We start from the raw sequence: 26,138 nt of genomic DNA on the forward strand, positions 1-26,138 counted from the left end.
GCCGGGTGCCGGGGCCCGTACGCGGGTCAGCAGCCCCCGCCGCGCGGCAGCCGGTACGCGGAGTCCAGACGGTACGTGCCGCCCTCCGGCACGGTCAGCCTCGTCCACTCACCGTCCTGCCGCAGACAGCCCCCGGCGGCCCCCTCGACACCCCGCACCCGCAGCCACGGCGAGTGGGCGACACGGACGGTCACCGATCCCGCCCGCGGCATCCGCACCACCAGCTCGGCGTCGTCGCCGCGCACGACCTCGGCGGGGGCCTCCACCAGCGGCCTCGCGTCCCGCACCCGGTAGATCGTCCACCCGTCGTCCTGCCACACCCGCTCCAGCCAGGGCTGCCCCGCCCTGACCAGCGCCGCCTCGGCCTCGGCGGGCCCGTCGGGCTGCCCGTGGTGCAGCACCACATAGCCCACGGCCCACCGGTCCAGCCATGCCCGGTAGTCGTCGGGGGCCAGCGCGGCGCCGTAGAACAGCCGGCCGCGTTCGACGTCGAGCTGGCGGTTCCAGCCGCGTGCCATGTTGACGTGCGGGGCGAGTGCGGCCGCCTCCCGGTGGTTGCGGGCCGGGACGACCTCCACGCGGCCGAGACCGGCGTCGAGGCGGCGCAGCTCACCGGTCACCCCCTCGGTGCGGGACGCCCAGGACGGCACCTGGGTGGACACCTGGAGGTCGTCCACCGTCTTGTCGGCCAGCCAGTTGACGGACAGCACGAGGGCCACCGCCATCATGGCGGTCCGCGCCCACGCCCTCTCCCGGACAAGGGCGCGGACCGCCATGAACAGCACCGGCACGGCGACGAGACCGAGCAGACGCTCCACGTTCGTACCGATCGGGGAGGCGATGAGGTAGGTGAGGAGCACGCCGACGGCGTACACCACGGCGCCGTACCGCAGCAGCCGCCATTCCCGCTCCACCGGCGCCGCGACCGCGAGCACGGCGCAGACGACGACGGGCATCCACAGCCTGTTGGCCTGCATGGGCTGTTCGCCCTCGAACGGGAAGAGCACCGTGGTGGCGCCCACGACGGCGAAGAACGGCACCGTCAGCACGGCCCCTTTCCGCCACTGCCGGTCCAGGAGGTACGCCGCCCCCACCACCACGAGGAACAATCCCGCGACCGGGCTGGCCATCGTCGCCACCGCCCCGGCCACCGAGGCGGTCACCGAACGGTGGGCGTACAGGCAGGCGACGAGCCCGACGGCGACACCGAGCGCGAAGGTCGTACGCCCCGACGCGACGTTGCACCACAGGGCGAGCGCGGCAAGGACCGCGGGAGGGACGGCATGCGGCACGCCCCTGCGCACGAAGAGCAGGGCGATGAGCCAGGTACCCGCGATCCCGGCGGCCACGGACACCGTCCGCACACCGAGGAAAGCCATCAAGTACGAGGAGAAGACGCTGTAGTTGGCGGTGTGCATCCCTCCGTACCAGGAGAGGTTGTAGGCCGCGCCCGGATAGCGGGCGGTGAAGCCCGACCAGGCCAGCTGCGCGGCGAGATCACCGCCGCCGGTGGCCAGGACCGCCGCCCACACGACGTAGAGCGGAATCACGACGCCCACGGCGACGAGTGGCACACGGTACCGGCGCCACCACGGCACCCGGCCTTCCGGCTCGCGCTCCCCGCGCTCCCCGCCCCGCTGCCGGGGGATGTGGCGGCTCCGCTCGACATCCCCTACTGCTGTCCGCAACTCCCCGTCGGCATACACCCGGCAACCCTAGGACACCGCTCCCCACGGGACACGGGCGATATCCTGAGGAGAGCGGAGGCCGGCGACGGCCCGCCGCACGGCGGTGGGGCCCGCCGCACCCGAACCGCGGCCGGTGCCTGCCTGCGTATGTGCGAGCCCGCGTCCGGCGGGCGCGCAGGCAGGCAGGAGACATGTGTCCACGAAGTCCGGAAACCCGCAGACCGCCGTGGTCACGGTGGTCGCGCTCGGCGGCGCGACAGGCGCGTCCGCCCGCTACGGGGCCGCGCTCCTGTGGCCCACCGCGACGGGCGGATTCCCGTGGACGACCCTCGTGGTGAACGTCGTCGGCTGCGCGGTGATCGGCGTGTTCATGGTGGTGATCAGCGAGGCGTGGGCCGCCCACCGCCTGGTGCGGCCGTTCTTCGGCACCGGGGTACTGGGCGGGTTCACCACCTTCTCCACCTATGCCGTGGACATCGAACGCCTCGTCGACGGCGGCCGGGCCCGTACCGGTCTGGCCTATCTGGCACTGACGCTGCTCGCGGCACTCGCGGCGGTGTGGAGCGCGGTGTGGCTGACGCGCCGCGCACTCGCGTGGAGGCAGGCATGACGACGCCGAGCACAGCACCGGGCCTGCGGCTGACCGTCCTGGTCGGCGAGTCCGACACCTGGCACCACCGCCCGGTCTTCACGGAGATCGTGCACCGGGCGCACGCGGCGCGACTGGCGGGGGCCAGTGTGTTCCGGGGGATCGAGGGCTTCGGCGCCTCCTCGGTGATCCACACCCAGCGTCTGCTGTCGCTCAGCGAGGATCTGCCGGTCGCCGTGGTGATCGTGGACACGGAGGAGAGGATCCGCGCGTTCCTGCCCCTGATCGCGGAGCTCACCGGCGAAGGGCCCCTCACGCTGGACGCCTGCGAGATCGTCCTGCCGGAGCGGGATCGCGGGGGGCGCCCGTGAACTGGCTGCTGGTGATCATCGGCGCGGCCGTCGGTGCCCCGCTGCGCTATCTGACCGACCGCGCGGTGCAGGCCAGGCACGCCACCGTCTTCCCCTGGGGGACCTTCACGGTGAACGTGAGCGGCTGTCTGGTGCTGGGGCTGCTCACGGGCGCGGTGGCGGCCGGCGCCGCGTCCTCGCACCTGCAGCTGCTGCTCGGGACGGGGCTCTGCGGGGCGCTGACCACGTACTCGACGTTCAGTTACGAGACGCTGCGGCTGGCCGAGGACGGGGCGCGGTTCTATGCGGCGGCCAATGCGGTGGCGAGCGTGGTCGCGGGTCTGGGCGCGGCCTTCGCCGGCGTCACGCTCGCCGAGGCGCTCTGGACCTGACACGGCACACGCCGAGGCCCGGCTTCCCCGTGGGGAAGCCGGGCCTCGGCGTACGACAGGCGGCTCAGGCGTCCTGGCCGGGCGTCCCCAGCGCGGCCGACGCCGCTTCCAGGGGGCTGAGCACCACGGGCGCGGCGGGGGCCGGGACGGGCCGGCAGGTGAAGCCGAGACGCGAGAGCGCCCTGGTCACCTCACCCGCCGAGAAGTCGCGGCGGTCCTGCCGGGTGATGATCTCGCCCACCTGCTTGACGGGGTACACACGACGGCTGATGATCACCGATTCCCCGGTGACGGGTTCGGGCTTGATGCCCTTCATCGATTCCTCGACCTCGTGCTTGAACAGGTCGAAAGGGAAACGGGCGATGACGCAGCGCATAGTGCCTCAACTGGGTCGGGTAGCGGAACCGGGCGGGAACGCGGGTGTCGGTCAGGCGGCGCGGTCGCCGGAGGCGTGGCGCGGCGCGCCACTGCCCCGCGACTGGGAGGACGCCGAGGGCGACGACGAGCGGCGGGCCTGGGCCGGCCGACTGCGCCGGCCGCGGGAGGAGGTACCGCCCTTGGCGCGCTCGGAGGGCGGCGAGGTGATGGTGACGGGGATGCCCGAGGGCGCCTGCGCACCGGTGATCCGGCTGAGCTCGGCCTCGCCGGAGCGGACCTCGGCGATCTGCGGGGTGATTCCGGCGTCGGCCATCAGACGCGTCATCTCGCGGCGCTGGTTCGGCAGCACCAGCGTGACGACGCTGCCGGACTCGCCGGCCCGGGCGGTACGGCCGCCACGGTGCAGGTAGTCCTTGTGGTCGCTCGGCGGGTCGACGTTGACGACCAGGTCGAGGTTGTCGACGTGGATGCCGCGGGCCGCGACGTTCGTGGCGACCAGGACCGTGACGTGTCCGGTCTTGAACCGCGTCAGGGTCCGGGTGCGCTGCGGCTGGGACTTCCCACCGTGCAGCGCCGCCGCCCGGACCCCGCTGCTGAGCAGGTGGTCGGTCAGCTTGTCCACGGCGTGCTTGGTGTCGAGGAACATGATCACGCGACCGTCACGGGCGGCGATCTCCGTCGTGGTGGCGTACTTGTCGGCGCCACGGACGTAGAGCACGTGGTGCTCCATCGTCGTGACCGCACCGGCGGCCGGGTCGACCGAGTGGACGACCGGGTCGTGCAGGTAGCGGCGGACCAACAGGTCGACGTTGCGGTCCAGGGTGGCCGAGAACAGCATGCGCTGACCCTCCGGCTGCACCTGGTCGAGCAGCTCGGTGACCTGCGGCATGAAGCCCATGTCGGCCATCTGGTCGGCCTCGTCCAGAACGGTGATGGAGACCCGGTCCAGGTTGCAGTCACCGCGCTCGATCAGGTCCTTGAGCCGGCCGGGCGTGGCGACGACGACCTCGGAGCCGCCGCGCAGCGCCGCGGACTGCCTGCCGATCGACATGCCGCCGACGACGGTGGCGAGGCGCAGCTTGAGCGAGCGGGCGTACGGGGTGAGCGCGTCGGTGACCTGCTGCGCGAGCTCGCGGGTGGGGACGAGGACCAGGGCCAGCGGGCGGCGGGCCTCGGCGCGCCGTCCCTCGATACGGGCCAGCAGGGCCAGACCGAAGGCGAGCGTCTTGCCGGAGCCGGTGCGGCCGCGGCCGAGCACGTCACGGCCGGCGAGCGAGTTCGGCAGCGTGGCCGCCTGGATCGGGAACGGCACGGTGACGCCCTGGCCGGCGAGCGCGGCCAGCAGCGGCGCGGGCATGTCCAGGTCGGCGAAGGCCTCGACGGCGGGCAGAGCCGGGGTGATGGTCTTCGGCAGGGCGAACTCACCCTGCTTGGCGGCGGGGCGGCGGCCGTAGCCGCCACCGGAGCGCTGGGCCGGGGCGCCGAAGCGTCCCTGGCCGCCGCCCTGGCGGGCCGGGGCCTGCGAGCGGAAGCCGCCGCCACCCGAACGGGAACCGCCGGAACCGGTGGCTCCACCGCTGCGGGTGGTGCGGGAAAAACGGTCATTGGAACGAGCGGGGCGATCGCGGTTCATACGGAACCTTTCCTCGATATGGCGCGTATCGAGGAATTCATTGCGGCGACGAGCGGCACAAGAATCGCAAGAACGGGCCGTTGGCATACGTGAACGAAGCCCGGCGGCCGGTCTTGAGCCGATACGGGCCCGGCAGAGCCGGGTCCGGCGCTTCGCAATGACGGACGAGCCGGCCCGGGACACGGGCCTGCGGGTCTCGTCACGGGGCTCCGGCGGACCGGTGGTCCGGGAGCCATGGCGGATCGTCCGCCGCACGGTGAAGAGCGTGGGTCCTGTGTGCTTCCCCGGCGGCACGTGGCGGTGGTACCGGCACGGCATGCACGGGGGCGGACCCGGGAAAAGCAACGAGCTGGGGCCCGCACCCAAGGTGCGGGCCCCAGCTGTGGATGCTCACTCAGCGCATGAGCGCCGGTGTCATCGGATTCACGCGGGGGTGATGTTCTCCGCCTGCGGGCCCTTCTGGCCCTGCGTGACGTCGAAGTTCACCTTCTGGCCCTCCTGCAGCTCACGGAAGCCGCTGGCGGCGATGTTCGAGTAGTGGGCGAAGACGTCAGCGCCGCCACCATCCTGCTCGATGAAGCCGAAGCCCTTTTCCGCGTTGAACCACTTGACGGTGCCAGTAGCCATGTTTATCTCCTTCTGGGGCAGAGCCCGGGGACTCGCACTGTGCCAGTCCCGCGTCGCCGCGATGATTACCCCATCCGGATAATGAGCCGGAAAATACAAAAGCGCACCCACCAGCCCATTTAGCTGAGGAGAGCACTTGGAGTCTTTGGGAACCACAACTGCAACTGAGATCTACAGTAGCACAATGAATGCGAGCAGGCGCGGCAAGTAATTACACTCCGCCCGGCGCGTCATAAACCTTCACCGGGCATTGCATAAAATTCTATGCTTGCGGCTATAGATATTCGTCGCTCCGTGCTACAGCGCCCGGGACCCTCCCTCCGGCCCGGGGCCGGAGGGAGGGCCGGCGGGTCAGCCGCGCGCGAACCTGAGCGTCACCAGCTCGAACGGCCGGAGGGTCAACTCCAGCCCGCTGTCCCGGAGTTCCGGGACCACCGCGTCGGCCGACGGCCGCTCCAGCAGATCGCACACCGCGACACCGCCGGCCTCGAACCCGGTGGCGAGCCGGACCCTGGCGCGTCCGCCCGTGGACTCGTAGAGGCGCACGACGAGGTCGCCGCTCGCGTCGTCCGCCAGCTTGACCGCGCTCACGACGACGGCGTCGTTGTCGACGGCCACCAGGGGGGCCACCTCCCGGTCGCCGGTGACCCGGCGCTCCGGCAGGTTGATGCGGAAGCCCTCGCGGACCGCGTCACCGATCGCCGCGCCGGGGACGAGCGCGTGCCGGAAGCGGTGCACGCCCTGGTCGGTCTCCGGGTCGGGGAAGCGGGGGGCGCGCAGCAGCGAGACCCGCACGGTGGTGGTCGTACCGGCGTCGGCGTCGCGGACCGTACGGGTCACGTCGTGGCCGTAGGTCGAGTCGTTGACGAGCGCCACGCCCCAGCCGGGCTCCTCCAGGTGGACGAAGCGGTGGTTGCAGGCCTCGAACTTGGCCGCCTCCCAGCTGGTGTTGGTGTGGGTGGCCCGGTAGAAGTGCCCGAACTGCGTCTCGGAGGCGTAGCGCTCGGCGTGGACGTCCAGGGGGAACGCCGCCTTGAGGAACTTCTCCGTCTCGTGCCAGTCGACCTCGGTGTCGATGTCGAGCCGCTTGACGCCCGGCGCGAGGGTCAGCAGCTGGGTGACCCTCGAGTCGCCGAAGCTGCGGACGATCCGTACGCGGGCGGCGCCGCCGTCCTCGACGGGCGTGAGCTCGTCGAGGTCCGTCAGGTCGGTGACGGTGTTGCGGTAGAACGCGTCGACGTCCCACGCGTCCCACATGTTCGGGAAGTCCGGGTGGATCTGCAGCAGGTTCGCGGCCAGGCCCGGCGCGACCGTCTCGCGCTCGGCGCCGATGTCGTACGCCGAGACGACGAGCCCTCGGGCGTCGATCTCCACCCGGAGCAGGCCGTTGTCCAGCACGTACCCGCCGCCCTCGCGCGGGGCGGGGGCCAGGGCGCCGACGGCGGGGACGACCGCCGCCGCACCGGCGCCGACGCCGCCGCGCGCGTGCGGGGCCGCGTTGAAGACGAGGATCTCGCCCGTCGCGGAGTCACCGGCCAGTGCCCGCTGGGCGGCGTCGATGATGCCGTCCAGTTCCTCGGCGACGGCCGCGTAGGTCTTCTCCGCCTCACGGTGCACCCAGGCGATCGACGATCCGGGCAGGATGTCGTGGAACTGGTGCAGCAGCACCGTCTTCCATATCCGGTCCAACTGCTCGTACGGGTAGGCGGAGCCGGTCCGCACCGCGGCGGTGGCGGCCCACAGCTCGGCCTCGCGCAGCAGGTGTTCGCTGCGGCGGTTGCCCTGCTTCGTCTTCGCCTGGCTGGTGAGGGTGGCGCGGTGCAGCTCCAGGTAGAGCTCGCCGACCCAGACCGGAGCGTTCGGGTACTCCGCCTCGGCCTTGGTGAAGAAGTCGGTGGGGGTCTCCCAGGTCACCGTCGCGGAGCCTTCGAGGCTGCGCATCCTCGCGGCCTTGGCGATCATCTCGCGGGTGGTGCCGCCGCCGCCGTCGCCCCAGCCGGTCGGGGCGAGGGAGTGCTGGGCGACGCCCTTGTCCTTGAAGTTCTTCGCCGCGTGGGCGATCTCGCTGCCCTTCATCGAGCAGTTGTAGGTGTCGACGGGCGGGAAGTGCGTGAAGATCCGGGTGCCGTCGATGCCCTCCCACTGGAAGGTGTGGTGCGGGAACTTGTTGGTCTGGCTCCACGAGATCTTCTGCGTGAGCAGCCACTTGGAGCCCGCGGCCTTGATGATCTGCGGCAGGCCGGCCGCGAAGCCGAAGGTGTCGGGCAGCCATGCCTCGTCGTTCTCGATGCCGAACTCGTCGAGGAAGAAGCGCTTGCCGTGCACGAACTGGCGGGCCATCGCCTCGGAGCCGGGCATGTTCGTGTCGGACTCGACCCACATGCCGCCGGACGGCACGAAGCGGCCCTCCGCCACCGCCTTCTTGACCTTCGCGTAGACCTCGGGGCGGTGTTCCTTGATCCAGGCGAACTGCTGGGCCTGCGACATCGCGAAGACGAAGTCGGGCTCGTCCTCCAGCAGCGCGGTCATGTTGGACGTCGTACGGGCGACCTTGCGGACCGTCTCGCGCAGCGGCCACAGCCAGGCGGAGTCGATGTGCGCGTGGCCGACGGCGCTGATCCGGTGCGCGGACGGCTGGGCGGGCGTCGCGAGGACCTCGGTGAGCTGCTCGCGGGCCGCGGCCGCGGTGCCGTTGACGTCCTGGAGGTCGACCGCGTCCAGGGCGCGGCCGATGGCGCGCAGGATGTCCCAGCGCCGGGCGCCGTCGACGGGCAGCTCCTGCATCAGCTCACCCAGCACCTCCAGGTCCTGGACGAGGTTCCACACGTGCTCGTCGAAGAGCGCGAGGTCCATCCGGGCGAGGGTGTACTGCGGTTCGTCGCCCGCGGTCTCCTTGTCACCGAGCTGTGTCGGCAGGAAGGGGTGGTAGTCGAGGATGACCGGGTTGGACGCCGCCTCGATGTGCAGCAGCACCTCCTCGCCGCCGGCCGCCGGAGCGCCCACGCGCACCCACTGGTTGCGCGGGTTGAGGCCCTTCACCGGGGTGCCGTCGGGGCGGTAGACGAGGCCCTCGCACTGGAAGCCCGGCATGTTCTCGTCGAAGCCGAGGTCGAGCAGCGCCTCGACGGTCCGGCCCGCCCAGGCCTCGGGGACCGTACCGGAGACCCGGAACCAGCTGGTGCCCCACGGAGCCCCCCACCGGTCGCCGACCGCTATCGGCTCGGTCGCACCGGCCAGGCCCTCCGCGACCGGGACGGGCTCGCCCGGTGCGTTCCAGACGGCGACGTCCAGCGGGACGGATTCCGGGTATACGGCCGGCCGGATGCGCTCGTCGAGGACGCGCTTCAGACGGGCTTCGACCAGGCTGCGGTCGTCGTGCATGAGGGTGGCTCCGTTGTGTGGTGGGTGCGGGTGGGGGGTGCTTACCAGCGGTGCGCGGTCGAGGCGGCGCGGGATGTCGTGTAGAGCTCGCCAACGGCCCTGACCTCGAAACGAGCGGCTTTTTCGCCCGGTTCCCGCTGGATGTCCGGTACGAAGAAGGCGGTGCCCGGGGTACCGCCCAGGAAGCGCCGGGTGCCGTCGGGGAGGATCCGGTGCAGCTCGTAATGGCGCGGGGATCCGGCCGCCCGCTGCCAGCGCAGGCGCAGGCCGGTGCCTTCGGTGCCGGGCACCGAGCCGGTGACGCGCAGCCGGGCCGGCGCGGACGGGACCTCCACGGCGTCGCGGACGGCCAGGGCGCCGAGCCGCCAGCGCACGGGGCCGGCCGCCGTGAGACGTACCCCCAGCGCGTGGACGGTGCCGGCCAGGGCGTTCAGCCGGAGGGTGGCGGTGGTCCAGCCCGGACCGCCTGCCCGCAGCTCGCCCGCCGGGACATAGGTGTACGCGATCGGGTCGCCGGGCCGGTCGGGCTCGCGCAGCGCCACGGCCAGTTCGACGGTGACCGGGCCGGAGCCCGCGTCGGTCCGGTGGGTGAGTTCGACGACCGTGCGCCGGGAGAGCGGCAGCCTGGTGCCGTAGAGCTCCACGGTGGCCGGGGCGTCGAGGTCGCCGTCGACCAGGAGGCTGCTGCCGCCACGCCAGGCGTCGGCGAAGTCGAAGGCGACGGACGGGGTCCGGCCGTCGGTGCGGACGACCCAGCGGCGGCCGGGCAGCCGGTCCTGGAGCCCGAGGTGGTTCCACTCGGTGTCCGAGACGGCCCGGCCGTTCTCGTACCAGCGCAGACCGTGGCCGGTGTTGAAGCCGGTCGCGAACGGCAGGCGGTCGACGGTGGAGCGGTCGGCCACCGCCGTGGCGGGGGCGCGCCAGCTGTCCGTACGGTCCGGCCGGGCCGGGTCGAGGGACTGTCCGGTCCAGAACCGTTGGTCGGCGGCGTGGAACTGAGCGGGGGTCCGGCCCTCGGGAAGATGGCTACGGGTCCACTCGGGCCGGTAGAAGCCGTACGAGAGGGTGTGCGGCCCGTCGGCGGGGATGATCGCGTCCCAGTCGACGGCCTTGTTCCAGCCGGTCGACTCGACGTCGACGCCCGCCCAAAGGTCGTAGCGGCTCCGGCCTGCCGCCTCGGCGTTCGCGCCGGAAGACGTGAGCGTCCCGGGCGTCCAGCGGAAGTCCACGAACATCGAGTCCGCTTCCTCGAACAGCGCCCTGTTCTCGGTGTTCAGCGCCCCCTGCCAGCCGACCTCGCCCCGCACCGTCATGGCGTCGTACCAGGTGATGCGCAGACCCGCGGCATCGCTGCGCTCCCGCAGATCGGTGACGAAGGCGAGCATCTCGGCACCGAGCGCGGCGTCGCCGCCCCCGGTCTCCGCGTTGATGAACCAGCCGTCGAATCCGTGCGCGACGGCCACTTCCACGAGCTTCGCGGCCAGCGGGAACCGCCCGGCTCCATCACGCTGCACGAGGTCCCGCGTCCATCGCAGATCGCCGCCGTGGTGCACGGGAGGCAGGAACACGGTGCCGAGGACGGGGACGCCGTTGCGGTGCGCCGCGTCGACGACCGGGGCGTTGGGCGCGAGGACCAGGCCCTCCCCCGCCGAACCGCCCCAGAACACGAGTTCGTCGATGTACGCCCAGTGGCTCAGGGCGTAGTGGTCGGCGGTGGCGGAGCCCTGGGACGGGTTGCCCGCGGTGTTCCCGAAGGCGACCAGCGAGGAGATGCGCGCCTGGTCGGTGCGGGCCGTGGTGTTCACCGGGACCGGGGTGAAGCGGCCGGCGAGCGGAACGGTCGCGGTGTTGAACGGCAGGTCGGGGTCGTCCTCGGCCCGCCAGGCCTTCAGGCTGCGCCAGGTGACACCGGCACCGGGGGTGCCGGCGGGCAGTGAGTCGGGGAACCAGTAGGAGGCGAACGGCCGGGACGCGGCCCTCGCCGAGGTGGCGGGCGCGGCCTCGGCGGAGCCGGAGAGGGCCGGGGCCAGGAGGGCGGCGGCCGTTGTGGCGCCGGCGAGGACCACGGTGCGGCGCGTCGGTGCGGCCGGATGCGACCTGGGCTGGTTCATGGTGTGCTCCGTATCGTTCGAGGTGCGATTCGGGTGCTTCACGGGGTGGCGGTGCGCGGGGGCGTGGTCACCGGACCTGGTCCGGTGTGACGACCTCGGTGATGCCACGGGCAGCCAGATGCCCCGCGTCGTCGGCGTTGCTCGCGAGGACGGCGGTGGGACGGGCACCGTCCGCCGTGAGCCTGGCGAAGGCCTCGAAGACGGCACCGCCGGGGGCGCACACCGAGCGGTGGGGCGCGGTCGCGTCGTCGCCGGTGTCGACGACCACGGCCGTCGTCCGGGGAGCGGGACGCCGGGTGCGGCCGCGGTGCTCCTCGACGATCCGGGCGATGGCCCGGCCGGCCGGTTTGACCTGCCGGTCGTTGGTCAACAGGCCCAGGCTGTACTCGAGTTCGGGGAAGTCGGACAGCGAGCGGGACACGTCGTGCGAGCACCACCAGGTAACTCCCCACACGTCCTCGCAGTCCAGGGCGTTGTCGACGGTCGCCTCGGTGAACGCGGCGGCGTGCCCGGCCGGGATCAGCGGGGCGGGGGCGCCGACCTCCTGGAGCCAGACCGGCCGGTGCGCGTCGAGCGCCCAGGCCTTGGAGAGCTCGATCAGGTAGGCGGCGTGGTGCTCGGTGGCCGTACCGGTGCGGCCGTGGCGCTGGGCGGTGCCGTTGAAGACCCAGGAGTGCACGGCGGTGACGGCACCCATCCGCGCCGCGTGCGCGGGCGTGAAGGCGTGGTCGTCCTGGTACCAGGCGGCGTCGTACTCCGCGTGCAGATGGAGCTTGCCGGGCGCCCCCTCCTCGCAGGCGTCGAGCATCCTGGTCAGCCAGGCGCCCGCCTGTTCGGGGGTGATGCGGTCCGGGTCGGGGTGCGGGTCGCCGGAGAACTGGTTGATCTCGTTCCCGAGGGTCATGCCGATGAAGTGGGGGCGGTCGGCGAGGGCGGCGGCGAGGGTGCGCAGGTACTCGGCCTGCCCGGCGATCACGTCGGGGTCGGTGAAGAGGTTGCGCCGGTGCCAGGTCCCGGTCCAGGCGGGCAGGAAGTCGAAGCTCGACAGGTGCCCCTGCAGCCCGTCCACGCTGACGTCCAGGCCGCGTTCGGCGGCGGCGTCGGCGAGCTGGACGAGCTGCTCGACGGCGCGCGGGCGGATCAGGGTGCGGTTGGGCTGGAAGAGCGGCCAGAGCGGGAAGACCCGGATGTGGTCGAGGCCGAGGCCGGCGATCGAGTCCAGATCGGCCCGTACGGAGTCGAGGTCGAAGTCCAGCCAGTGGTGGAACCAGCCTTCGCTGGGCGTGTAGTTGGCGCCGAAACGCAAGGGGGAGGAGCTCATACGGAACACGGTCCTGGTTCTGTGGTGCGGGGGGAGGCGGGGATCGGTCAGCCCTTGACGGCGCCTTCGCCGACACCTCGGAAGAAGAAGCGCTGCAGACCGGCGAACAGCACGATGAGCGGCAGCACGGCGATGATCGTGCCTGCGGCGACGAGCCGTTCGTCGTTCGCGAACGTGCCGTGCAGGTAGTTCAGCCCGATGGTCAGGGTGAAGTTCTCCGGGTCGCTGAGGACGATCAGCGGCCACAGGAAGTCGTCCCACGAGCCCATGAAGGCGAAGATCGCGACGACGGCGAGGGTGCCCTTGACCGAGGGGAGCGCGATCCGCAGGAATCGCTGCCAGACGTTGGCGCCGTCCACGAAGGCCGCCTCCTCCACCTCCTCGGGGAGGTTCAGGAAGGCGTTGCGCATCAGCAGGACGTTCATCGCCCCGATGGATCCGGGCAGCAGCACACCGAGCAGGGTGTTGTTCAGGCCCAGATCCCGCATGGTGGTGAACTGGGCGATGATGATGCCCTCGACGGGTACGAGCATGGCGAGGATGAACGCCAGCGTCGCGGCCCTGCGGCCCCGGTAGCGCAGCCGGGCGAGCGCGTATCCCGCCAGTGCGGCACCCACGCAGTTGGTGACCACGTTGGCGGCCGCGACCTTCAGCGAGTTGAACGCGTAGTCCCACACCGGGATGGTGTCGGCGACCCGCGTGTAGTTGTCCAGGGTCGGATCACTGGGGAAGAACTTCGGCGGGGAGCTGAAGATGTCCTCGTTCGGCCCCTTCAGCGAGGTCGAGAGCTGCCACAGGAACGGTCCCACGGTCAGGACGAGCACTGCGAGCAGCAGCACGTAGCGCAGGACGAGCTGCCAGGCGGGGACGCGGCGCCCCTCGGCATCGGTGGTCTTCAGGAAGCTCACGCGTCCTCCTTGCGGTCGGCGCGGAGCACCAGCAGCATCAGGCCGACGGTGACGACGAAGATGACGACCGAGATGGCGGACGCGTATCCGACCCGCCCGGTCAGCCCGGTTCCCACCCGCTGGACGAGCATCACCAGGGTGGTGTCCTCACCCGCCGGACCACCGGACGGGCCGGCCATCAGATAGACCTCGGAGAAGACCTTGAAGGCCGAGACCGAGGACAGCGCCGCGACCAGCACCATCGTGGAGCGGATGGCGGGGACGGTGACGGTGAAGAAGCGGCGTACGACTCCGGCGCCGTCCACGGAGGCTGCCTCGTGCAGCTCCCGCGGTACGTTCGCCAGCGCGGCCAGGTAGATGATCATGTAGTAGCCGAGGCCCTTCCAGACGGTGACCGTCATCGCGCTCCCCAGCAGCAGCCACTGGTCGCTGAGGAAGCCGACCTTGCCGATGCCCACGGCCTCCAGGAGGGCGTTGATCAGCCCGCGGTCGTCGAGCATCCAGACCCAGATCAGTCCGACGACGACGATGGAGGCGACCACCGGCGTGTAGAAGGCAGAGCGGAAGAAGGAGATGCCCGGGATGTGCCGCTGGACGAGCATCGCCAGCAGCAGCGGCAGGATGACGAGGGCGGGCACGACGCCGAGGACGTACAGCGTGCTGTTGCGCAGCCCGATCCAGAACATCTCGTCGTGCAGCAGCTCCTGGAAGTTCGCCAGGCCGACGAACTTGCCCGGTACCAGGGTGCGCCGGTCCGTGAAGGCGTTGACCAGGGTGCTGAGGAACGGGTAGAGGCTGAAGGCGCCGACCACGATGAGTCCGGGCGCCGCGAACAGCCAGGGGCTGAGGGGCAGATGGCGGCTGATCCGGCCGGCGGGGCGGCGGTCGCCGGGGCGCTTGCGCCGGGCCGCCTCTCCCGCCGCGCCGGGGACCGGCGCACTCGCCGGGGCCCCGGTGCGGGCGGCCCCGGCGCGGGACTTCGCGGGGCTGGGGGTGGGGGAGTTCACCAGGTCCTTTCGTTTGGATCAGGCCGGATCAGGGAGCGGGGTCCGGTGCGTTCGGCCGCAAGGCGGAGGAGGGCGCCCCCGCGGAGCACGGGTGGCCGACGACTACGCCGGAGCGGCCCCCGGCCGAGCGATGCCGAGACCTCGGAGAAGGGCGTGCCGGCCCGGCAGCCCGGCATGATCGAGACACGGGGGCCCAGGGGGCTCAGCTCTGCTGCAACAGCCGGTCGCAGGCCTTGACAGCGTTGTCAAGTGCTTCCTTGGGGCTCTGCTTTCCCTGGAGCGCCTTGGCGATCTGGTTGCGCAGCTCGGTCTTCATCTGCTCGCTGAACAGCACCGGCGTGTAGTTGACCGCCGTCTTCAAGGACTTCGCGGCGGCGACCCGTACGCGGGTCACATCCGTGCCGTCCTCCTTCGTGAAGTACGGGTCGTCGAGGGATCCGGCGGTGCTCGGGAAGATGGCGACCTGCTTGGCGAAGTCCATCTGCCGGGTCGCGTCGGTCACGTAGTGGGCGAAGGCGACGGCTGCGGGCTTCTGCTGGGTCTGCGCGTTCACCATGAGGCCCATGACGTACATGTTGGCCTTGCCGGTGCTGCTGACCTGGTCGGTGATCCCGATGTTCTTGTAGAGGCTCGGGGCCTGCTTCTTGAAGTTGGCCAGGTCCAGCGCACTGCCGGGGTTCATCGCCACGGACTCGGTGAGGAACTTGTGGCCGGAGGACTCGGGTGTCGCGGTCAGCGCCTGCGCGTCGAGCGCCTTGGCGTCGTACAACTCCTTGTAGTGCGTGAGGAGTTGCACGCCCTTCGCGTCGTTGAAGGCGAAGCCCGTGCCTTCCTTGTTCATCAGCTGTCCGCCGTAGCGGCCGAAGTCCTCGATGGTGGGGACGTTGGCGAGCGTGGCGACCTTGCCCTTGCTCTGCTCGGCCAGCTTCAGGCCGTCGGCGAAGACCTGGTCATAGGTGGTCGGCGGCTTCTGCGGGTCGAGTCCGGCGTCCTTGAGCAGGCGCTTGTTGTAGAACATCGGCCCGGTGTTGAGGTACCAGGGGAAGGCGTACGTCCCGTCGGTGCCCGGTATCTGATGAGCCTTCCAGGCGCCGTCCAGGTACTCCTTGCGGTACTGCGGCGCCGCCTTGTCGAGGTCGAGCGCGATGCCCGCCTTGGCCAGCGGGGCCACCAGGTCCGGCGACACGTTGACGACGTCCGGCAGGGTCCCGCCGGCCGCGTCCGCGCTGATCTTGTCCGCGTAGCCCTCGCCCGGCCGGTCCACCCACTTGACCTCGGTACCCGGGTACTTCTTCTCGAAGTCCGCGATGACGCCGTTGAAGTAGTCCTTGAAGTTCGCCTGCAGGTTCCAGGTCTGGAAGGTGATCTTGCCTTCGACCTTGCCGGAGGCGTCGGACGAGCCCGATCCGGACTCACCGCCGCACGCACTCAACGGCAGGACGGTTGCGAGGACGGCGGCAGTGACGACTGCCCTGCGGGAGATGCGCACGGTGAACGGCTCCTTTGCTCGGACCAGGCGTGCGGACGGCGGACCGAGGGGTGCCGGCCCCCTCGACTCCGTTCGCCCCGCAGACCCTGCAATGCCACTCGATGAAAGTCAATACATTCATCGGAAATTAGCATCGCTCAACACCATCTGTGCAGGTCAGAGCAGTGTCGGAGTACATTCAGGATCCTGGACTAATGCGCTTTAGGTGCTCCCGACTCAAGCGCATTAGTTGTTGCGCCACATCACTCGACCAATGGTCCGGGAACGCCTACGATGCCCCCGGGGGCGAGCGGAGCCGACGTCCGACGAGCGCCACAGGGAACGCAGGGAAAGAGGCACCGGGTGACACCGAAGCGGCCGCCGGCCGGGGATACTCCGACGGCCAGACGCGCTCCCGCGCGCCGGCCGACCATGAAGGACATCGCCCAGCGGGCCGGGGTCTCGGAGAGCGCGGTCTCCTTCGCGCTCAACGACCGCCCCGGCGTCTCGGAGATCACCCGCGACCGAGTCCGGCGCGTGGCCGAGCAGTTGGGCTGGCGCCCGAGCACCGCGGCCCGCGCACTGTCGGGCGAGGGGTCGGCCACCGTCGGGCTCGTCGTGGCACGGCCTGCGGCCAACCTGGGCGTGGACTCGTTCTTCCTGCAGCTGATCTCCGGCATCCAGGAGGTCCTGGCCGAGCGCCAACTCGGCCTGCTCTTCCAGGTGGTGGAGGACGTGACTGCCGAGTGTGCCGTCTACCGCCGCTGGTGGGCCGAGCACCGGGTCGACGGGGTACTCGTCGTCGACCCCCGCACCGACGACCCCCGCGTCCCCCTCCTGGACGAACTGGGCCTGCACGGCGTCGTCATCGGGGCCCTCCCCGGCAGCGACACCGGCCCCCACCCGGGACTCTCACAGGTGCGCGCCGACGACGCGGGCGCCATGGCGGCCATCGTCGGCCGGCTGCACGAACTGGGTCACCGGCGCATCGTGCACATCGCCGGTCTGCCCTCGCTCGCGCACACCGACCGGCGCATCCGCTCCCTGCGCGTCGAGGCCGGCCGGCACGGCCTGACCGAGGCCCACTCGGTGACCACGGACTACTCCGACACCGAGGGCGCGGCCGTGACCCGCCGGGTACTGGAGCGGCCCCACCCGCCGACCGCCCTCATCTACGACAACGACGTGATGGCCGCGGCCGGGGTGGCGGTCACGGCGGGCCTCGGCCTCCGGGTGCCGGGCGACCTGTCGGTGGTCTCGTGGGAGGACTCGGCGTTGTGCCGGCTCACCGCACCGTGGCTCACCGCGCTCTCCAGGGACACGGTCGCGTTCGGCCGGCTCGCGGCGCGGGAACTGACCGCGCTGCTGGACGGCGGCGCGGCGCGCACCGTGCAGGTGCCGCTGCCCCGGCTGATCGAGCGAGGCAGCACGGCGCTCGCACACGAGAGGTCCTAGGGCGTGTTTCGAAAGTCCCGCCTGTCCGGCGACGCCTGGCACGCACGCTCGCCGCGTTGTCGGGATCACCCCTATACGCCCAGTATCGGGGCGACCCTCCGCCTTGCGATCGCACGCACCAGACGCCGCCGGACCCGCCCTCCGGGCGGACGGCGCTACTTTCGAAACACGCCCTAGATCTTCCGCTCCGGATCAGGCCGTGTCCGCGAGGGCGCCCTGATCCGGACGAGGGGCCCTGGGGCCTCAGGCCGTGTCCCGCCCGGGGGTGGGCCGGCGCAGCTCCTCGTTCAGCCGGAGCGCCTCTTCGAGCTGGTCCTCCAGGATCACGATGCGGCAGGCGGCCTCGACCGGCGTTCCACCGTCGACGAGCTCACGGGCACGGGCCGCGATGCGCAGCTGGTAGCGGGAGTAGCGACGGTGGCCGCCCTCCGAGCGCAGGGGGGTGATCAGGCGCGCCTCACCGATCGCGCGGAGGAATCCGGGCGTGGCGCCGATCATCTCCGCGGCGCGACCCATGGTGTACGCCGGGTAGTCGTCGTCATCGAGACGGTCAGTGGCATGCGGAGGGGTCTCGGGGGGCATGTGCACCTGCCGCGTATCGCTGACTTCGTTGACCGAAAGAGAAACTCTTGTTGTGCGAGCCATCGTCTCTAGCATAGTCGCGACAGATTTCCCGGGCCGGACGGGGGAACTAATCTGGTGCGCCCCGGCCCCGGCGCCCGCCCGGCCCGGCGCGGAGCCCGTCACCCGGCCCCGTCCCGGCGCCGCCCTCCGGAAGGACGGGGCGCGGCCGTGCCAAGAACACTGACCGGCTGGTCAGTTGATGACTGCCTGACCAGGAGCCATAATGCACACGTAGCCCTTCACGCATCCCCCGTCGTGAAGGGCTACACCCATGTGCGCGCCCGGCCCTCACGTACGGGGCGGGTCCGCGCAGGCTTTTTCACGGGCAAGGGACTCCCCTCGTGGTCCCCTGCCCGTGTTTTTTCGAGTTAACAGTGACGTAGAGTGTTTGCGCAAGCCCGTTCCGGACACCGGAGCGAGATGCTCCAGTTCATCCCTTTACGGTGTGCCACCTGGGCTCCCGGTCCGCGGACACCGCGTCGGGGTTCGTTACAGTACGAGCCCGTTGACCGAATCGAGCACCGCGCGGAGCCGGACAGACGCCCGGGCGGCGGACGTGAACGTGGGGGCCGGATGGACAACGGCGAGGAACGCGCGCCGGAGCTGCGAACGCTGCGGCAGAAGGTCGAGTACATGGTCGAGAAGACCTTCCCCGGCCGCAAGATCTCGGGACGGGTCTTCGCCGACCTGGTCAAGGAGCGCGGCGGATCCCTCTCCCACAGCTACTTCTCCAACATCCTGGCCGGCAAGGTGACCCAGCCGTCCGAGGACATCCTCAAGGCGCTCGGCCTCGGCTTCGGCGTGGACTGGCGCTTCTTCAAGGAGGAGTCCGAGGTCGTCGACGACGTCGTCGCGGGGCTGCAGTTCCTGGCGAAGCGGCGTACCGGCGAGATCAGCGGGCTGGCCGGGCGGGGGCTGGACGAGGACGGACTGCCGCCGGAACTGCTGCGGTTCGCGCTCGCCCTGCTCCAGGACGCGAAGGACCGGCAGCCACCGCCCGACGGCGAACCACGGAGTTAGCGCGGTGTCCATGCGAGAACTGCGGAAGGAGTGCGAGGCCGGTCTTGCCGGGCTCCCGCTCCCCTCCCCCTTCACCGTCGAGGGGCTGGTGGCGAACATGGAGGCGGCCCGCGGCCGCACCATCGTGCTGCACGAGATGCCCGACCGGCTGGCCCGCGTCAACGCTGCCTGCGGGTTGCGGCTGAAGACCGGCGGGACCAGCTTCGTGCTCTACCGCCGCCGCCCCACCGCGTACCAGACCCAGCACGTGATCCTGCACGAGCTGTGCCACGAGTGGTTCGACCACGGAACCTCGCTGGACGCCGAGCAGTTGCACCGGCTGCTGCCCGTCTTCGACACCTCCCTGATCGCCAGGGTCGTCGGCCCGGAGGCGCTGGTCAGCCCGGACGCCGTGCAGGCCCGCGCCCAGTACGACACCCATGACGAACGCATGGCCGAATTGGGTGCCTCCCTCATCCCCCGCATGGCGAGGGACGTGCCGAGCGATGACATGGTGGGGCGGCTCGCCAACTCGCTCTCGCGCCCGGTGGCCCACCGGCGCGGCGGGCTGTTCCGCCGCAGGTAGCGTCACCCCCCTCGATCACTCGTCCCCCCACACCTCAAGGACTACTGCCGTGACCCCGCTCGACGTCGCCGGCTATCTGATAGCCGGCCTGATGACAGCCGTCGCCGTGTGGCGCATGCCGGCCGCCCTGTGGGGCGACGAGGAGGACCGGCGCCGCCGTGCCCTGTGGGGCTGTTACGCGGGGTTCGCCGCCGCGCTGTGGACCAAGACCCGAGCCGTCCGCATCGGGCTCAACGACAGCCCGGTCACCGACCTCTCGGTGCTGATCAAGCACTACACGGCGACCGTCGCGATTCTGGCCATTCTCAGCTACATCGTCGCGATCTACGGCCAGTACGCCGACGCCGGTGACGTCCCGCGCCACGTACGGTTCGCGCGGATGATCCAGCAGGTCGCGGCGAAGGCGTCCGTCGCCACGCTCGTCCTGCTGACCGTGCTGTTCTTCACCGTCGTCGACCGGTCCACGCCGTCGGACCGGTTCGTCGCCGACCACGCGGGTCAGTGGGGCGCGACGCTCTACATGAGCGTGTTCTACCTCTACCTCGGTGCCGCCTCCGCCGTCTGCGCCTACCAGTGGGCGCTCGCCACCGCGAGCGCCGAGCGGCGTCATCTGCGGGTGGGCCTGGGGATGATGACGTTCGCCATGTTCATCGGCGTCGGCTACACGGTCAGCCGGACGCTCTTCCTCTGGATCAGCGTCGTCGACCGGCCCGACGAGGCCTTCGCCCTCAAGTTCGACGAGATCACCGAGGCCTCGCAGGTGGCGCTGTTCGCCTTCTTCGCGATCGGCGCCTCCATCCCCGCGCTGAGCAACGTCCGCCGCCGGGCGAAGCTCTGGCGCGCCCAGGTCAAGCTGCACGCCCTCTGGTACGAGCTGATGGCGGCCTTTCCCGACCAGCCCTTCGACCCCCCGGCCCCGCTGCTGCGCGAGCTGACCCGCTTCGGCACCCCGGCCGATCTGCGGGTCGACCGCTGGTCGGCGGACATCGCCGACGCGGTGGAGAAGCTGCGCCATTACGTCCCCGACGCACTGCTGCCGGCCGCCGAGGCCGCCGCCGCGGACAGGGGCACCGGACGGGACGGGTCCGGGCCGCTGGCCGACGCCTACTGGATCAAGGCGGCGCTAGCGGCCCGGAGCGCCGGAGCACCCGCGGGCGAAGCGGCCGCGGTCGGCACCCAGCACGCGACCGACCAGGACGGCGAGGTCGCCTGGCTGGTCCGGGTGGCGGCGGCGTACCGCACGGTCACGCCGGAGCGGACCCGGCAGGTCCTCGAATCCTCCGCAGCGGCCGCAGCGGTCACGGAGCAGGAGCAGCAGGCATGAGCACGAGCACCGCCCACGAGCCCGGCACCTCCACCGCGCGCACCGTGACCGACGTCTTCCAGCCCCGCAACCTCCTGCTGGCCGGCATGCTCGCCATCGGGCTGGCGGCGGCGGGCCACTGGACGGGGCTGCTCTGGGGATTCCTCGGCGCCCTGTGCGCCGGACTCGTCCCGGCCGGCTACATCGAGTGGGAGCGCGGGCGCGGTACCTGGGGCGACCGCCATGTCGTCGACCGGACCAAGCGGGCCCCGATCTTCCTCGTCATCCTGGGCTCCATCGGGGTCGGTTCGGCGGTCATGGTGCTGGGCGGCGCCCCCTCCGGCATCCTGACCGCGATGCTCGGTCTGTGGGTGATGACCGTCGTCCTGCTGGCCGTCAACACGGTGTGGAAGATCTCTGTGGACGCCTCGGTCGCCTCGGCCGTGGTCGCACTGCTCGCCACGGTGCACTCGCCGTGGTGGCTCCTGGGGTACGTGATGACGGCGGCCGTGTGCTGGTCGCGGGTGGCACTCGGCTATCACACGGTGGGTCAGGTGACCGCCGGTGCGGTGCTGGGCGCGGTGACGGCGGGCGCGTTCCTGCTGGGGTGATCCGAGGGCCCCGCGTCGTTGAACGGCCGGCGTGCGGGGTCCAAGGTGGATCCGTGCCGACATTCGAGATCACCACAGCAAGCGCGGACGACATCAGGATGATGGCGGACTGGGCCCATGCCGAGGGCTGGAACCCCGGCCTGACCGACGGTCAGGCGTTCTTCGCCGCCGATCCGTGCGGCTTCCTGATCGGCCGCCTGGACGGGGTGCCCGCCTCCTGTGTCTCCGTGGTCCGCTACGGCTCCGGCTTCGGCTTCCTGGGCTTCTACCTGACCCGTCCGGAACTGCGCGGACAGGGATACGGGAGCCGGCTCTGGGCCGCCGGGACGACGCGGCTGGCCGGGCGGAACACCGGGCTGGACGGCGTGGTCGAGCAGCAGCCGAACTACCGGAAGTCCGGCTTCCGTCCGGCCTGGACGAACCTGCGGTACGAGGGGCTCGTCCCGGTCGATGTCGCGCCGCCGCCCGGAGTCGCCCTGGTGGACGCCCGTACGCTGCCCTTCGGCCAGGTCACCGCGTACGACCGCCGGTTCTTCCCGGAGCGGCGGGACAGTTTTCTCGCGGCCTGGACGACGGCGCCCGGACGCACCGCGCTGGTCGCACTGTCCGAGGGCGAGGTGCGGGGGCTCGCCGTGGTGCGCGCCTGCCGTACGTCCTCGCGCATCGGCCCGCTGTACGCGGCGACGCCGGACATCGCCCGTGCCCTGGTGAGCGCTCTCGCGGCCACCGATCCGTCCGCGCCCGTCGCCGTGGACGTCCCCGACGTGAATCCGGCGGCGGTACGGCTGGCCCAGGAGCTGGGCCTCACCCCGTCGTTCGAGACGGCCCGCATGTACACCGGCCCGGCGCCGGACGTCGATCACACCGGGCTGTACGGCATCACCAGCCTCGAGCTGGGGTGAGCGCCGGACGGGCCCCGGGCTCAGCCCTCCGTACGGCCGCCGCCCGGGGCCTCCCGGGACCGTGAGGCCATGACCGCGATGTCGTCCTCGGCACCCGGGCCGAACCGGTCGAGCACCGCGTCCAGCAGCTCCTCCAGATCGCCGCTCTCCGGCAGGGCCAGCTCCTTGAGCCGGCCGACGGACACGTCGATGTCCTCACCGCGCCGCTCCACCAGTCCGTCGGTGTACATGAACAGCACCGTGCCCGGACCGCATCCCACCCGCGTCGTCCGGTAGCCGCCCAGTCCGGTGCCGAGCGGCGGGCCCACCGCCACATCGCCCAGCCAGGTGCCGGCCGGCCCGGGGTCGATGAGCACCGGCGGCAGATGGCCCGCGCTCGACACCTCGCACACACCCCCGGCCCGGTCGACCACGGCGAGCAGACAGGTCGCGGCCCGGTCCAGCCCGGACCGTTCGACCATCCGGTCGAGCTGCTCCAGGATGCGGTGCGGCGGCAGTTCCTCGTCCGCCAGCAGCCGCAGCAGCGAGCGGTAGTGGCTCATGGCGACGGCCGCCTCGACACCGTGCCCCATCACATCGCCCATCGCCTTGAGGTGCCTGCCGTCGGGCAGCGGGATGACGTCGAACCAGTCACCGCCGACCAGGACGCTCCGGTCGGCCGGCAGGTAGCGGGTGGCGACCTCGATGTGCGGGTGCGGCGGACGGGGCTCGGAGAGCAGGGAGCGCTGGAGCTCCAGGGCGATGGTGTGCTCGTGGGTGAAGCGGCGCGCGTGGTCCAGGTCGACGGCAACCCGGCCGGCGAGCTCCCGGGCGACCACCACGTCCTCGTCCGTGAAGACGGGCGAGTCCCCGGCCCTGACCAGGCCGAGGACGCCGATCGGCTCACTGCGCACGGCGACCGGCACGATGACCGCCGAGTGCATGCCGAGGGCCCGGTAGGCGGCGGCCCGTTCGGGCGAGGCCGCGGAACGACCGAGCTGCTCGTCGCTGGTGAGGTTCTCCACGACGGGCTGGTTGGCGGCCAGGCAGCGCGGCACGGCCGAGTTCTCCTGGTAGTCGATGTAGTCGCCGGGCCCGCCGAACCGGGCCACCTGTTCGCGCAGTCCCGGCACCGCCGTCAGCGCCGCCCGCCGCAGCCGGAGCACCCCGGGCGGTGCGGGGCGCACCGGCGGGGCGATGTCCGGCGGGAAGACCTCGACGGTGGCCAGGTCGGCGAGTGCCGGCACGACGAGGTCGACGAGTTCGGCGCAGGTGGTGTCCATGTCGAGGGTGGTGCCGATCCGGGTGCTCGCGGTGTCCAGGAGGTTCAGGTGGCGCTGTGCCTGGGCGAGCCGGCGCTGGTCCTCGTCGGACGCCATGACCTCCAGCACGATCCCGGCGACGCCCACGACCCGGCCGCCGACCTCCAGCCGGTGGTAGGCCCCGTGCCAGTACCGCATGGCGGTGCCGGACGCGGCGGGGGTGCGGCCGCTGGAGGTGATCTCGCGCGCCCGGCCGTCGGCGAGGACCGCCCGCATCAGGTCCTCGCGGGCGTCGACCTCGGGCAGCACCTCGGAGACCGTACGGCCCAGATGCGCGGCGGCCGGGATGCCGTTGAGCCGTTCGAGGGCCGGGTTCACGTACAGGTAGCGCAGCCGGGTGTCGAGGACGCCCACCCCGGCCGTGGTGCCGTCGATCAGGGCCGCGAGCGTCACGATGTCGAGCGGCGACGGGATCTCGGCGTGCGCATCGGCCGGCAAGACAACCTCCTGGGGCAGGGCGCGGGCCGCCGGACTGCCCGGCCCTTCATCGTCGGACGCCCGCACCGCCCCCGCATCCGCAGGACGCCCGCCGAACCGTGCGGTTCGGTGCACCGGCATCGCGCCCCAGGCCGGATGCCGGACGCCGGAGACCGATCAGCCCGGCCCGCCGGGGCGGAGCACCCGGTCCAGCTCCACCGTCCCCTCGTCCGCCGCGGCCCCCGGCGGCAGCCGCAGCGCCTCGGCCACGGGCCCGGGCAGCGGTGCACGGTCCAGCATCCCGGCGACCAGAGCCGTCGTCAGGCGGTGCCAGCCGGCGGCGCTCCGGAGCATCGCGTGGTCGCCGCCCGGCACGGTGACCAGACAGGTCCGGGCGCCGCCCTTCCTGGCCCGTTCGGTGAGCGCGCGGGAGTCCGCCGGGTCCGTGACGCGGTCCCGGGTGCCGTGCACCAGGACGACGTCCCGCCCGGCGAGCCGCTCGACGGGGTCGCTCCGCGGGCACCACGGGGCGAGGCCGACCACGCCCCGCACCAGCGGATGGCCCGCGGCGGCGAGGGCCGCCCGGCCGCCCATCGAGTGCCCGAGCAGCACGACGGGGATCTCCCCCGCCGTCCGCCGCAGTTCATCGAGGGCCCGTACCGCGTCGTGCACCGGATCCGCCCGGTCCCCGTTCCACCCGCGGTGCCCGTACCGGACCGCCCGCACCAGCACGTCGCCGGGCAGCGCACCGCGCAGGCCGCGCGCGAACGGCCGCATCCGCACCGCGGGCAGGTCGAACGGGGCGGGCGGCGGCACCCCGAGACCGGTCTCCCGGCCGCCGTGCAGGACCAGTACCGCGGCCGCCGGCGGGTGTGGTTGCGTCATGCGTACCTCCGGGTGCGGTGGGGCGGGCCCTACCGAGCATGCTGTACGGAGCACGGGCCGCACCATCAGGCAGCGCAGGACACCGAAGGACACCACATGGCAGCGTCACCCCAACTCGGTCAGCAGGTCCAGGACTTCACGCTCGCGGGAGGTGTGCTGGACGGGGACTCGTTCGAGCGCCGCGACTACACGCTCTCCGCCGCGCGCGGCCGGGCCCTCGTCCTCGCCTTCTACCCGGGCGACAACACGGCCGTCTGCACCAAGCAGCTCTGTTCGTACTCCTCCGGCATGGAGACCTTCGAAGGGCTCGACGCGGAGGTCTGGGGGATCAGCCCGCAGGACGTGGACAGCCACGAGGCGTTCGCCCGCGCCCACCGGCTGCGCATGCCGTTGCTGGCCGACCCGGGCCGCGCGACGGCCCGCGCGTTCGGGGTGGCGGCGCCCGGGATCGGGGTGCGGCGGGCGGTGTTCCTGATCGACGCGGACGGGGTGCTCCGCTGGAAGCACGTGGCACTGCTCGGTGCCACCTTCCAGTCACTGGACACGCTGGCGGAGCGGCTGTCCGGCATTGGTAACAGCTAGAACTCTGCCGGGATACGGCAGTGTCGGCGGCCGGGGATGTATGGGACCATCCAGCCAGTTCGACGGAAATCCTCGGGGGATTCCCGCAGCCGGGAGGGGAGTTCACGTGACCTTGTTTCTCGGTCTCGGCATTGCGGGGCTCGTACTGCTCGCCCTGTCACTGATCTTCGACGGCATCCTCGAAGGGCTCTTCGGAAGCTTTCTGGAGGGCCTCTTCGGCGGGCTGGTCTCCCTTCCGGTGATTGCCGGTTTCATCTCGATGCTCGGATTCGGCGGCGCCATCGTGCTCGGTACGACCGGTGCCGGCACGGTCGCCGCCACGGGTGCCGGGGCGCTCGCCGGGCTGGTCGCGGCCTGGCTGACCTGGAGGTTCAGCCGGGCCCTGATGCGAGATCAGACCCACGCCACACCGCGGGACGAGGACCTCGTCGGCACGTCGGGGTCCGTGGTCACGGCCATTCCGGCCGACGGCTACGGGGAGGTGCTGCTGCGGCTGGGGGGCCAGCCCGTGAAGCTCTCGGCGAAGAGCCCGGTCCCGGTCGCACGCGGCACCGAGATCTGGGTCGAGGCCACGCTCTCGACCACCTCGGTCTCGGTCCGTCCCGTCGAACGCTGAGCCG

The 26,138-nt window shown here is 71.7% G+C and carries 24 protein-coding genes; 11 read left to right on the top strand and 13 right to left on the bottom strand.

Annotation, left to right across the window (positions count from 1 at the left end):
• Positions 1–26: 26 nt before the first annotated feature.
• Positions 27–1,574 carry a hypothetical protein gene (locus tag ABZ434_RS14565; RefSeq protein ID WP_359135589.1) on the bottom strand — a complete coding sequence of 516 codons (1,548 nt, stop codon included), beginning with the start codon at positions 1,572–1,574 and terminating at the stop codon, positions 27–29.
• Positions 1,575–1,881: 307 nt separating this feature from the next.
• Between ABZ434_RS14565 and crcB (ABZ434_RS14570) the strand changes: the two genes are divergently transcribed.
• The 3 genes from crcB (ABZ434_RS14570) to crcB (ABZ434_RS14580) are packed head-to-tail and all read left to right on the top strand — an operon-like array spanning position 1,882 to position 3,019.
• Entirely contained in the window at positions 1,882–2,298 is a 417-nt protein-coding gene (gene crcB, locus ABZ434_RS14570) for a fluoride efflux transporter CrcB (protein ID WP_359135468.1), read from the top strand.
• The gene (locus ABZ434_RS14575; protein WP_359135469.1) at positions 2,295–2,648 is read left to right on the top strand and encodes a DUF190 domain-containing protein; all 354 of its coding nucleotides are present in this window, start codon (positions 2,295–2,297) and stop codon (positions 2,646–2,648) included. Before crcB (ABZ434_RS14570) ends, ABZ434_RS14575 begins: the two co-directional genes overlap by 4 nt.
• Entirely contained in the window at positions 2,645–3,019 is a 375-nt protein-coding gene (gene crcB / locus ABZ434_RS14580; RefSeq protein WP_359135471.1) for a fluoride efflux transporter CrcB, read from the top strand. Before ABZ434_RS14575 ends, crcB (ABZ434_RS14580) begins: the two co-directional genes overlap by 4 nt.
• A 64-nt stretch (positions 3,020–3,083) precedes the next feature.
• Here crcB (ABZ434_RS14580) and ABZ434_RS14585 read toward each other — a convergent pair whose 3' ends face one another.
• From ABZ434_RS14585 to ABZ434_RS14625, 9 genes are all read right to left on the bottom strand, one after another.
• Positions 3,084–3,395: an SCO5918 family protein gene (locus tag ABZ434_RS14585; RefSeq protein ID WP_359135473.1), complete on the bottom strand. Its 312-nt coding sequence runs from the start codon at positions 3,393–3,395 to the stop codon at positions 3,084–3,086.
• Positions 3,396–3,446: 51 nt separating this feature from the next.
• The gene (locus ABZ434_RS14590) at positions 3,447–5,030 is read right to left on the bottom strand and encodes a DEAD/DEAH box helicase (protein ID WP_359135475.1); all 1,584 of its coding nucleotides are present in this window, start codon (positions 5,028–5,030) and stop codon (positions 3,447–3,449) included.
• 423 nt (positions 5,031–5,453) lie between these two features.
• Positions 5,454–5,657 (bottom strand): cold-shock protein, encoded by a 204-nt coding sequence (locus ABZ434_RS14595; RefSeq protein WP_015609674.1) that lies wholly within the window; start codon positions 5,655–5,657, stop codon positions 5,454–5,456.
• Between the two features lie 351 nt (positions 5,658–6,008).
• Entirely contained in the window at positions 6,009–9,038 is a 3,030-nt protein-coding gene (locus tag ABZ434_RS14600; RefSeq protein ID WP_359135477.1) for a glycoside hydrolase family 38 C-terminal domain-containing protein, read from the bottom strand.
• A gap of 41 nt (positions 9,039–9,079) precedes the next feature.
• Entirely contained in the window at positions 9,080–11,149 is a 2,070-nt protein-coding gene (locus tag ABZ434_RS14605) for an endo-beta-N-acetylglucosaminidase (protein WP_359135479.1), read from the bottom strand.
• A gap of 67 nt (positions 11,150–11,216) precedes the next feature.
• A complete protein-coding gene (locus ABZ434_RS14610; protein ID WP_359135481.1) occupies positions 11,217–12,470 on the bottom strand; it encodes a glycosyl hydrolase in 1,254 nt (417 codons plus the stop codon).
• Between the two features lie 47 nt (positions 12,471–12,517).
• Positions 12,518–13,378: a carbohydrate ABC transporter permease gene (locus ABZ434_RS14615; RefSeq protein ID WP_359135483.1), complete on the bottom strand. Its 861-nt coding sequence runs from the start codon at positions 13,376–13,378 to the stop codon at positions 12,518–12,520.
• Positions 13,375–14,244 (bottom strand): sugar ABC transporter permease, encoded by an 870-nt coding sequence (locus ABZ434_RS14620; RefSeq protein WP_359135591.1) that lies wholly within the window; start codon positions 14,242–14,244, stop codon positions 13,375–13,377. Before ABZ434_RS14620 ends, ABZ434_RS14615 begins: the two co-directional genes overlap by 4 nt.
• 343 nt (positions 14,245–14,587) lie before the next feature.
• Positions 14,588–15,874, bottom strand: a complete 1,287-nt coding sequence (locus tag ABZ434_RS14625; protein ID WP_359135485.1) for a sugar ABC transporter substrate-binding protein — start codon at positions 15,872–15,874, stop codon at positions 14,588–14,590.
• Between the two features lie 411 nt (positions 15,875–16,285).
• Here ABZ434_RS14625 and ABZ434_RS14630 point away from each other — a divergent pair, with 411 nt between their 5' ends.
• Complete coding sequence (locus ABZ434_RS14630; RefSeq protein ID WP_359135487.1) at positions 16,286–17,308, top strand: LacI family DNA-binding transcriptional regulator; 1,023 nt, start codon at positions 16,286–16,288, stop codon at positions 17,306–17,308.
• Between the two features lie 243 nt (positions 17,309–17,551).
• Here the strand turns inward: ABZ434_RS14630 and ABZ434_RS14635 are convergent, their stop codons facing one another.
• Positions 17,552–17,890, bottom strand: a complete 339-nt coding sequence (locus tag ABZ434_RS14635; RefSeq protein ID WP_328894983.1) for a MerR family transcriptional regulator — start codon at positions 17,888–17,890, stop codon at positions 17,552–17,554.
• A 615-nt stretch (positions 17,891–18,505) separates the two neighbouring features.
• Here ABZ434_RS14635 and ABZ434_RS14640 point away from each other — a divergent pair.
• Genes ABZ434_RS14640 through ABZ434_RS14660 form a run of 5 tightly spaced genes read left to right on the top strand, consistent with a single transcriptional unit; the run spans position 18,506 to position 22,333 of the window.
• On the top strand, positions 18,506–18,952 hold the full coding sequence (locus ABZ434_RS14640) for a hypothetical protein (RefSeq protein ID WP_359135491.1): 447 nt from the start codon (positions 18,506–18,508) through the stop codon (positions 18,950–18,952).
• A 4-nt stretch (positions 18,953–18,956) separates the two neighbouring features.
• Complete coding sequence (locus tag ABZ434_RS14645) at positions 18,957–19,517, top strand: toxin (RefSeq protein ID WP_359135493.1); 561 nt, start codon at positions 18,957–18,959, stop codon at positions 19,515–19,517.
• Between the two features lie 49 nt (positions 19,518–19,566).
• A complete protein-coding gene (locus tag ABZ434_RS14650; protein WP_359135495.1) occupies positions 19,567–20,841 on the top strand; it encodes an MAB_1171c family putative transporter in 1,275 nt (424 codons plus the stop codon).
• A complete protein-coding gene (locus ABZ434_RS14655) occupies positions 20,838–21,431 on the top strand; it encodes a hypothetical protein (RefSeq protein WP_359135497.1) in 594 nt (197 codons plus the stop codon). The genes ABZ434_RS14650 and ABZ434_RS14655 overlap by 4 nt, the downstream gene beginning before the upstream one ends.
• Positions 21,432–21,484: 53 nt before the next feature.
• Positions 21,485–22,333 carry a GNAT family N-acetyltransferase gene (locus ABZ434_RS14660; RefSeq protein WP_359135499.1) on the top strand — a complete coding sequence of 283 codons (849 nt, stop codon included), beginning with the start codon at positions 21,485–21,487 and terminating at the stop codon, positions 22,331–22,333.
• A 20-nt stretch (positions 22,334–22,353) separates the two neighbouring features.
• Here the strand turns inward: ABZ434_RS14660 and ABZ434_RS14665 are convergent, their stop codons facing one another.
• A complete protein-coding gene (locus tag ABZ434_RS14665; protein ID WP_359135501.1) occupies positions 22,354–24,072 on the bottom strand; it encodes a SpoIIE family protein phosphatase in 1,719 nt (572 codons plus the stop codon).
• A 156-nt stretch (positions 24,073–24,228) separates the two neighbouring features.
• Positions 24,229–24,936, bottom strand: a complete 708-nt coding sequence (locus ABZ434_RS14670; protein WP_359135503.1) for an alpha/beta family hydrolase — start codon at positions 24,934–24,936, stop codon at positions 24,229–24,231.
• Between the two features lie 96 nt (positions 24,937–25,032).
• Between ABZ434_RS14670 and ABZ434_RS14675 the strand changes: the two genes are divergently transcribed.
• Together ABZ434_RS14675 and ABZ434_RS14680 are read left to right on the top strand one after the other, a co-directional pair.
• Entirely contained in the window at positions 25,033–25,518 is a 486-nt protein-coding gene (locus tag ABZ434_RS14675; protein ID WP_359135504.1) for a peroxiredoxin, read from the top strand.
• Between the two features lie 106 nt (positions 25,519–25,624).
• Positions 25,625–26,134 (top strand): hypothetical protein, encoded by a 510-nt coding sequence (locus ABZ434_RS14680; RefSeq protein WP_359135506.1) that lies wholly within the window; start codon positions 25,625–25,627, stop codon positions 26,132–26,134.
• Positions 26,135–26,138 lie beyond the last annotated feature (4 nt).

The organism is Streptomyces sp. NPDC005761, assembly GCF_040630635.1.
In the GTDB taxonomy this organism is placed as follows: Bacteria; Actinomycetota; Actinomycetes; order Streptomycetales; family Streptomycetaceae; genus Streptomyces.

Excerpts from the sequence above, each read along its gene's own strand:
- ABZ434_RS14670 (WP_359135503.1), bottom strand. The coding sequence starts at position 24,936 with ATGACGCAACCACACCCGCCGGCGGCCGCGGTACTGGTCCTGCACGGC.
- ABZ434_RS14605 (WP_359135479.1), bottom strand. The coding sequence starts at position 11,149 with ATGAACCAGCCCAGGTCGCATCCGGCCGCACCGACGCGCCGCACCGTG.
- ABZ434_RS14635 (WP_328894983.1), bottom strand. The coding sequence starts at position 17,890 with ATGCCCCCCGAGACCCCTCCGCATGCCACTGACCGTCTCGATGACGAC.
- ABZ434_RS14600 (WP_359135477.1), bottom strand. The coding sequence starts at position 9,038 with ATGCACGACGACCGCAGCCTGGTCGAAGCCCGTCTGAAGCGCGTCCTC.
- ABZ434_RS14595 (WP_015609674.1), bottom strand. The coding sequence starts at position 5,657 with ATGGCTACTGGCACCGTCAAGTGGTTCAACGCGGAAAAGGGCTTCGGC.
- ABZ434_RS14575 (WP_359135469.1), top strand. The coding sequence starts at position 2,295 with ATGACGACGCCGAGCACAGCACCGGGCCTGCGGCTGACCGTCCTGGTC.
- ABZ434_RS14655 (WP_359135497.1), top strand. The coding sequence starts at position 20,838 with ATGAGCACGAGCACCGCCCACGAGCCCGGCACCTCCACCGCGCGCACC.
- ABZ434_RS14610 (WP_359135481.1), bottom strand. The coding sequence starts at position 12,470 with ATGAGCTCCTCCCCCTTGCGTTTCGGCGCCAACTACACGCCCAGCGAA.
- ABZ434_RS14590 (WP_359135475.1), bottom strand. The coding sequence starts at position 5,030 with ATGAACCGCGATCGCCCCGCTCGTTCCAATGACCGTTTTTCCCGCACC.
- ABZ434_RS14675 (WP_359135504.1), top strand. The coding sequence starts at position 25,033 with ATGGCAGCGTCACCCCAACTCGGTCAGCAGGTCCAGGACTTCACGCTC.
- ABZ434_RS14640 (WP_359135491.1), top strand. The coding sequence starts at position 18,506 with ATGGACAACGGCGAGGAACGCGCGCCGGAGCTGCGAACGCTGCGGCAG.
- ABZ434_RS14630 (WP_359135487.1), top strand. The coding sequence starts at position 16,286 with ATGAAGGACATCGCCCAGCGGGCCGGGGTCTCGGAGAGCGCGGTCTCC.
- ABZ434_RS14585 (WP_359135473.1), bottom strand. The coding sequence starts at position 3,395 with ATGCGCTGCGTCATCGCCCGTTTCCCTTTCGACCTGTTCAAGCACGAG.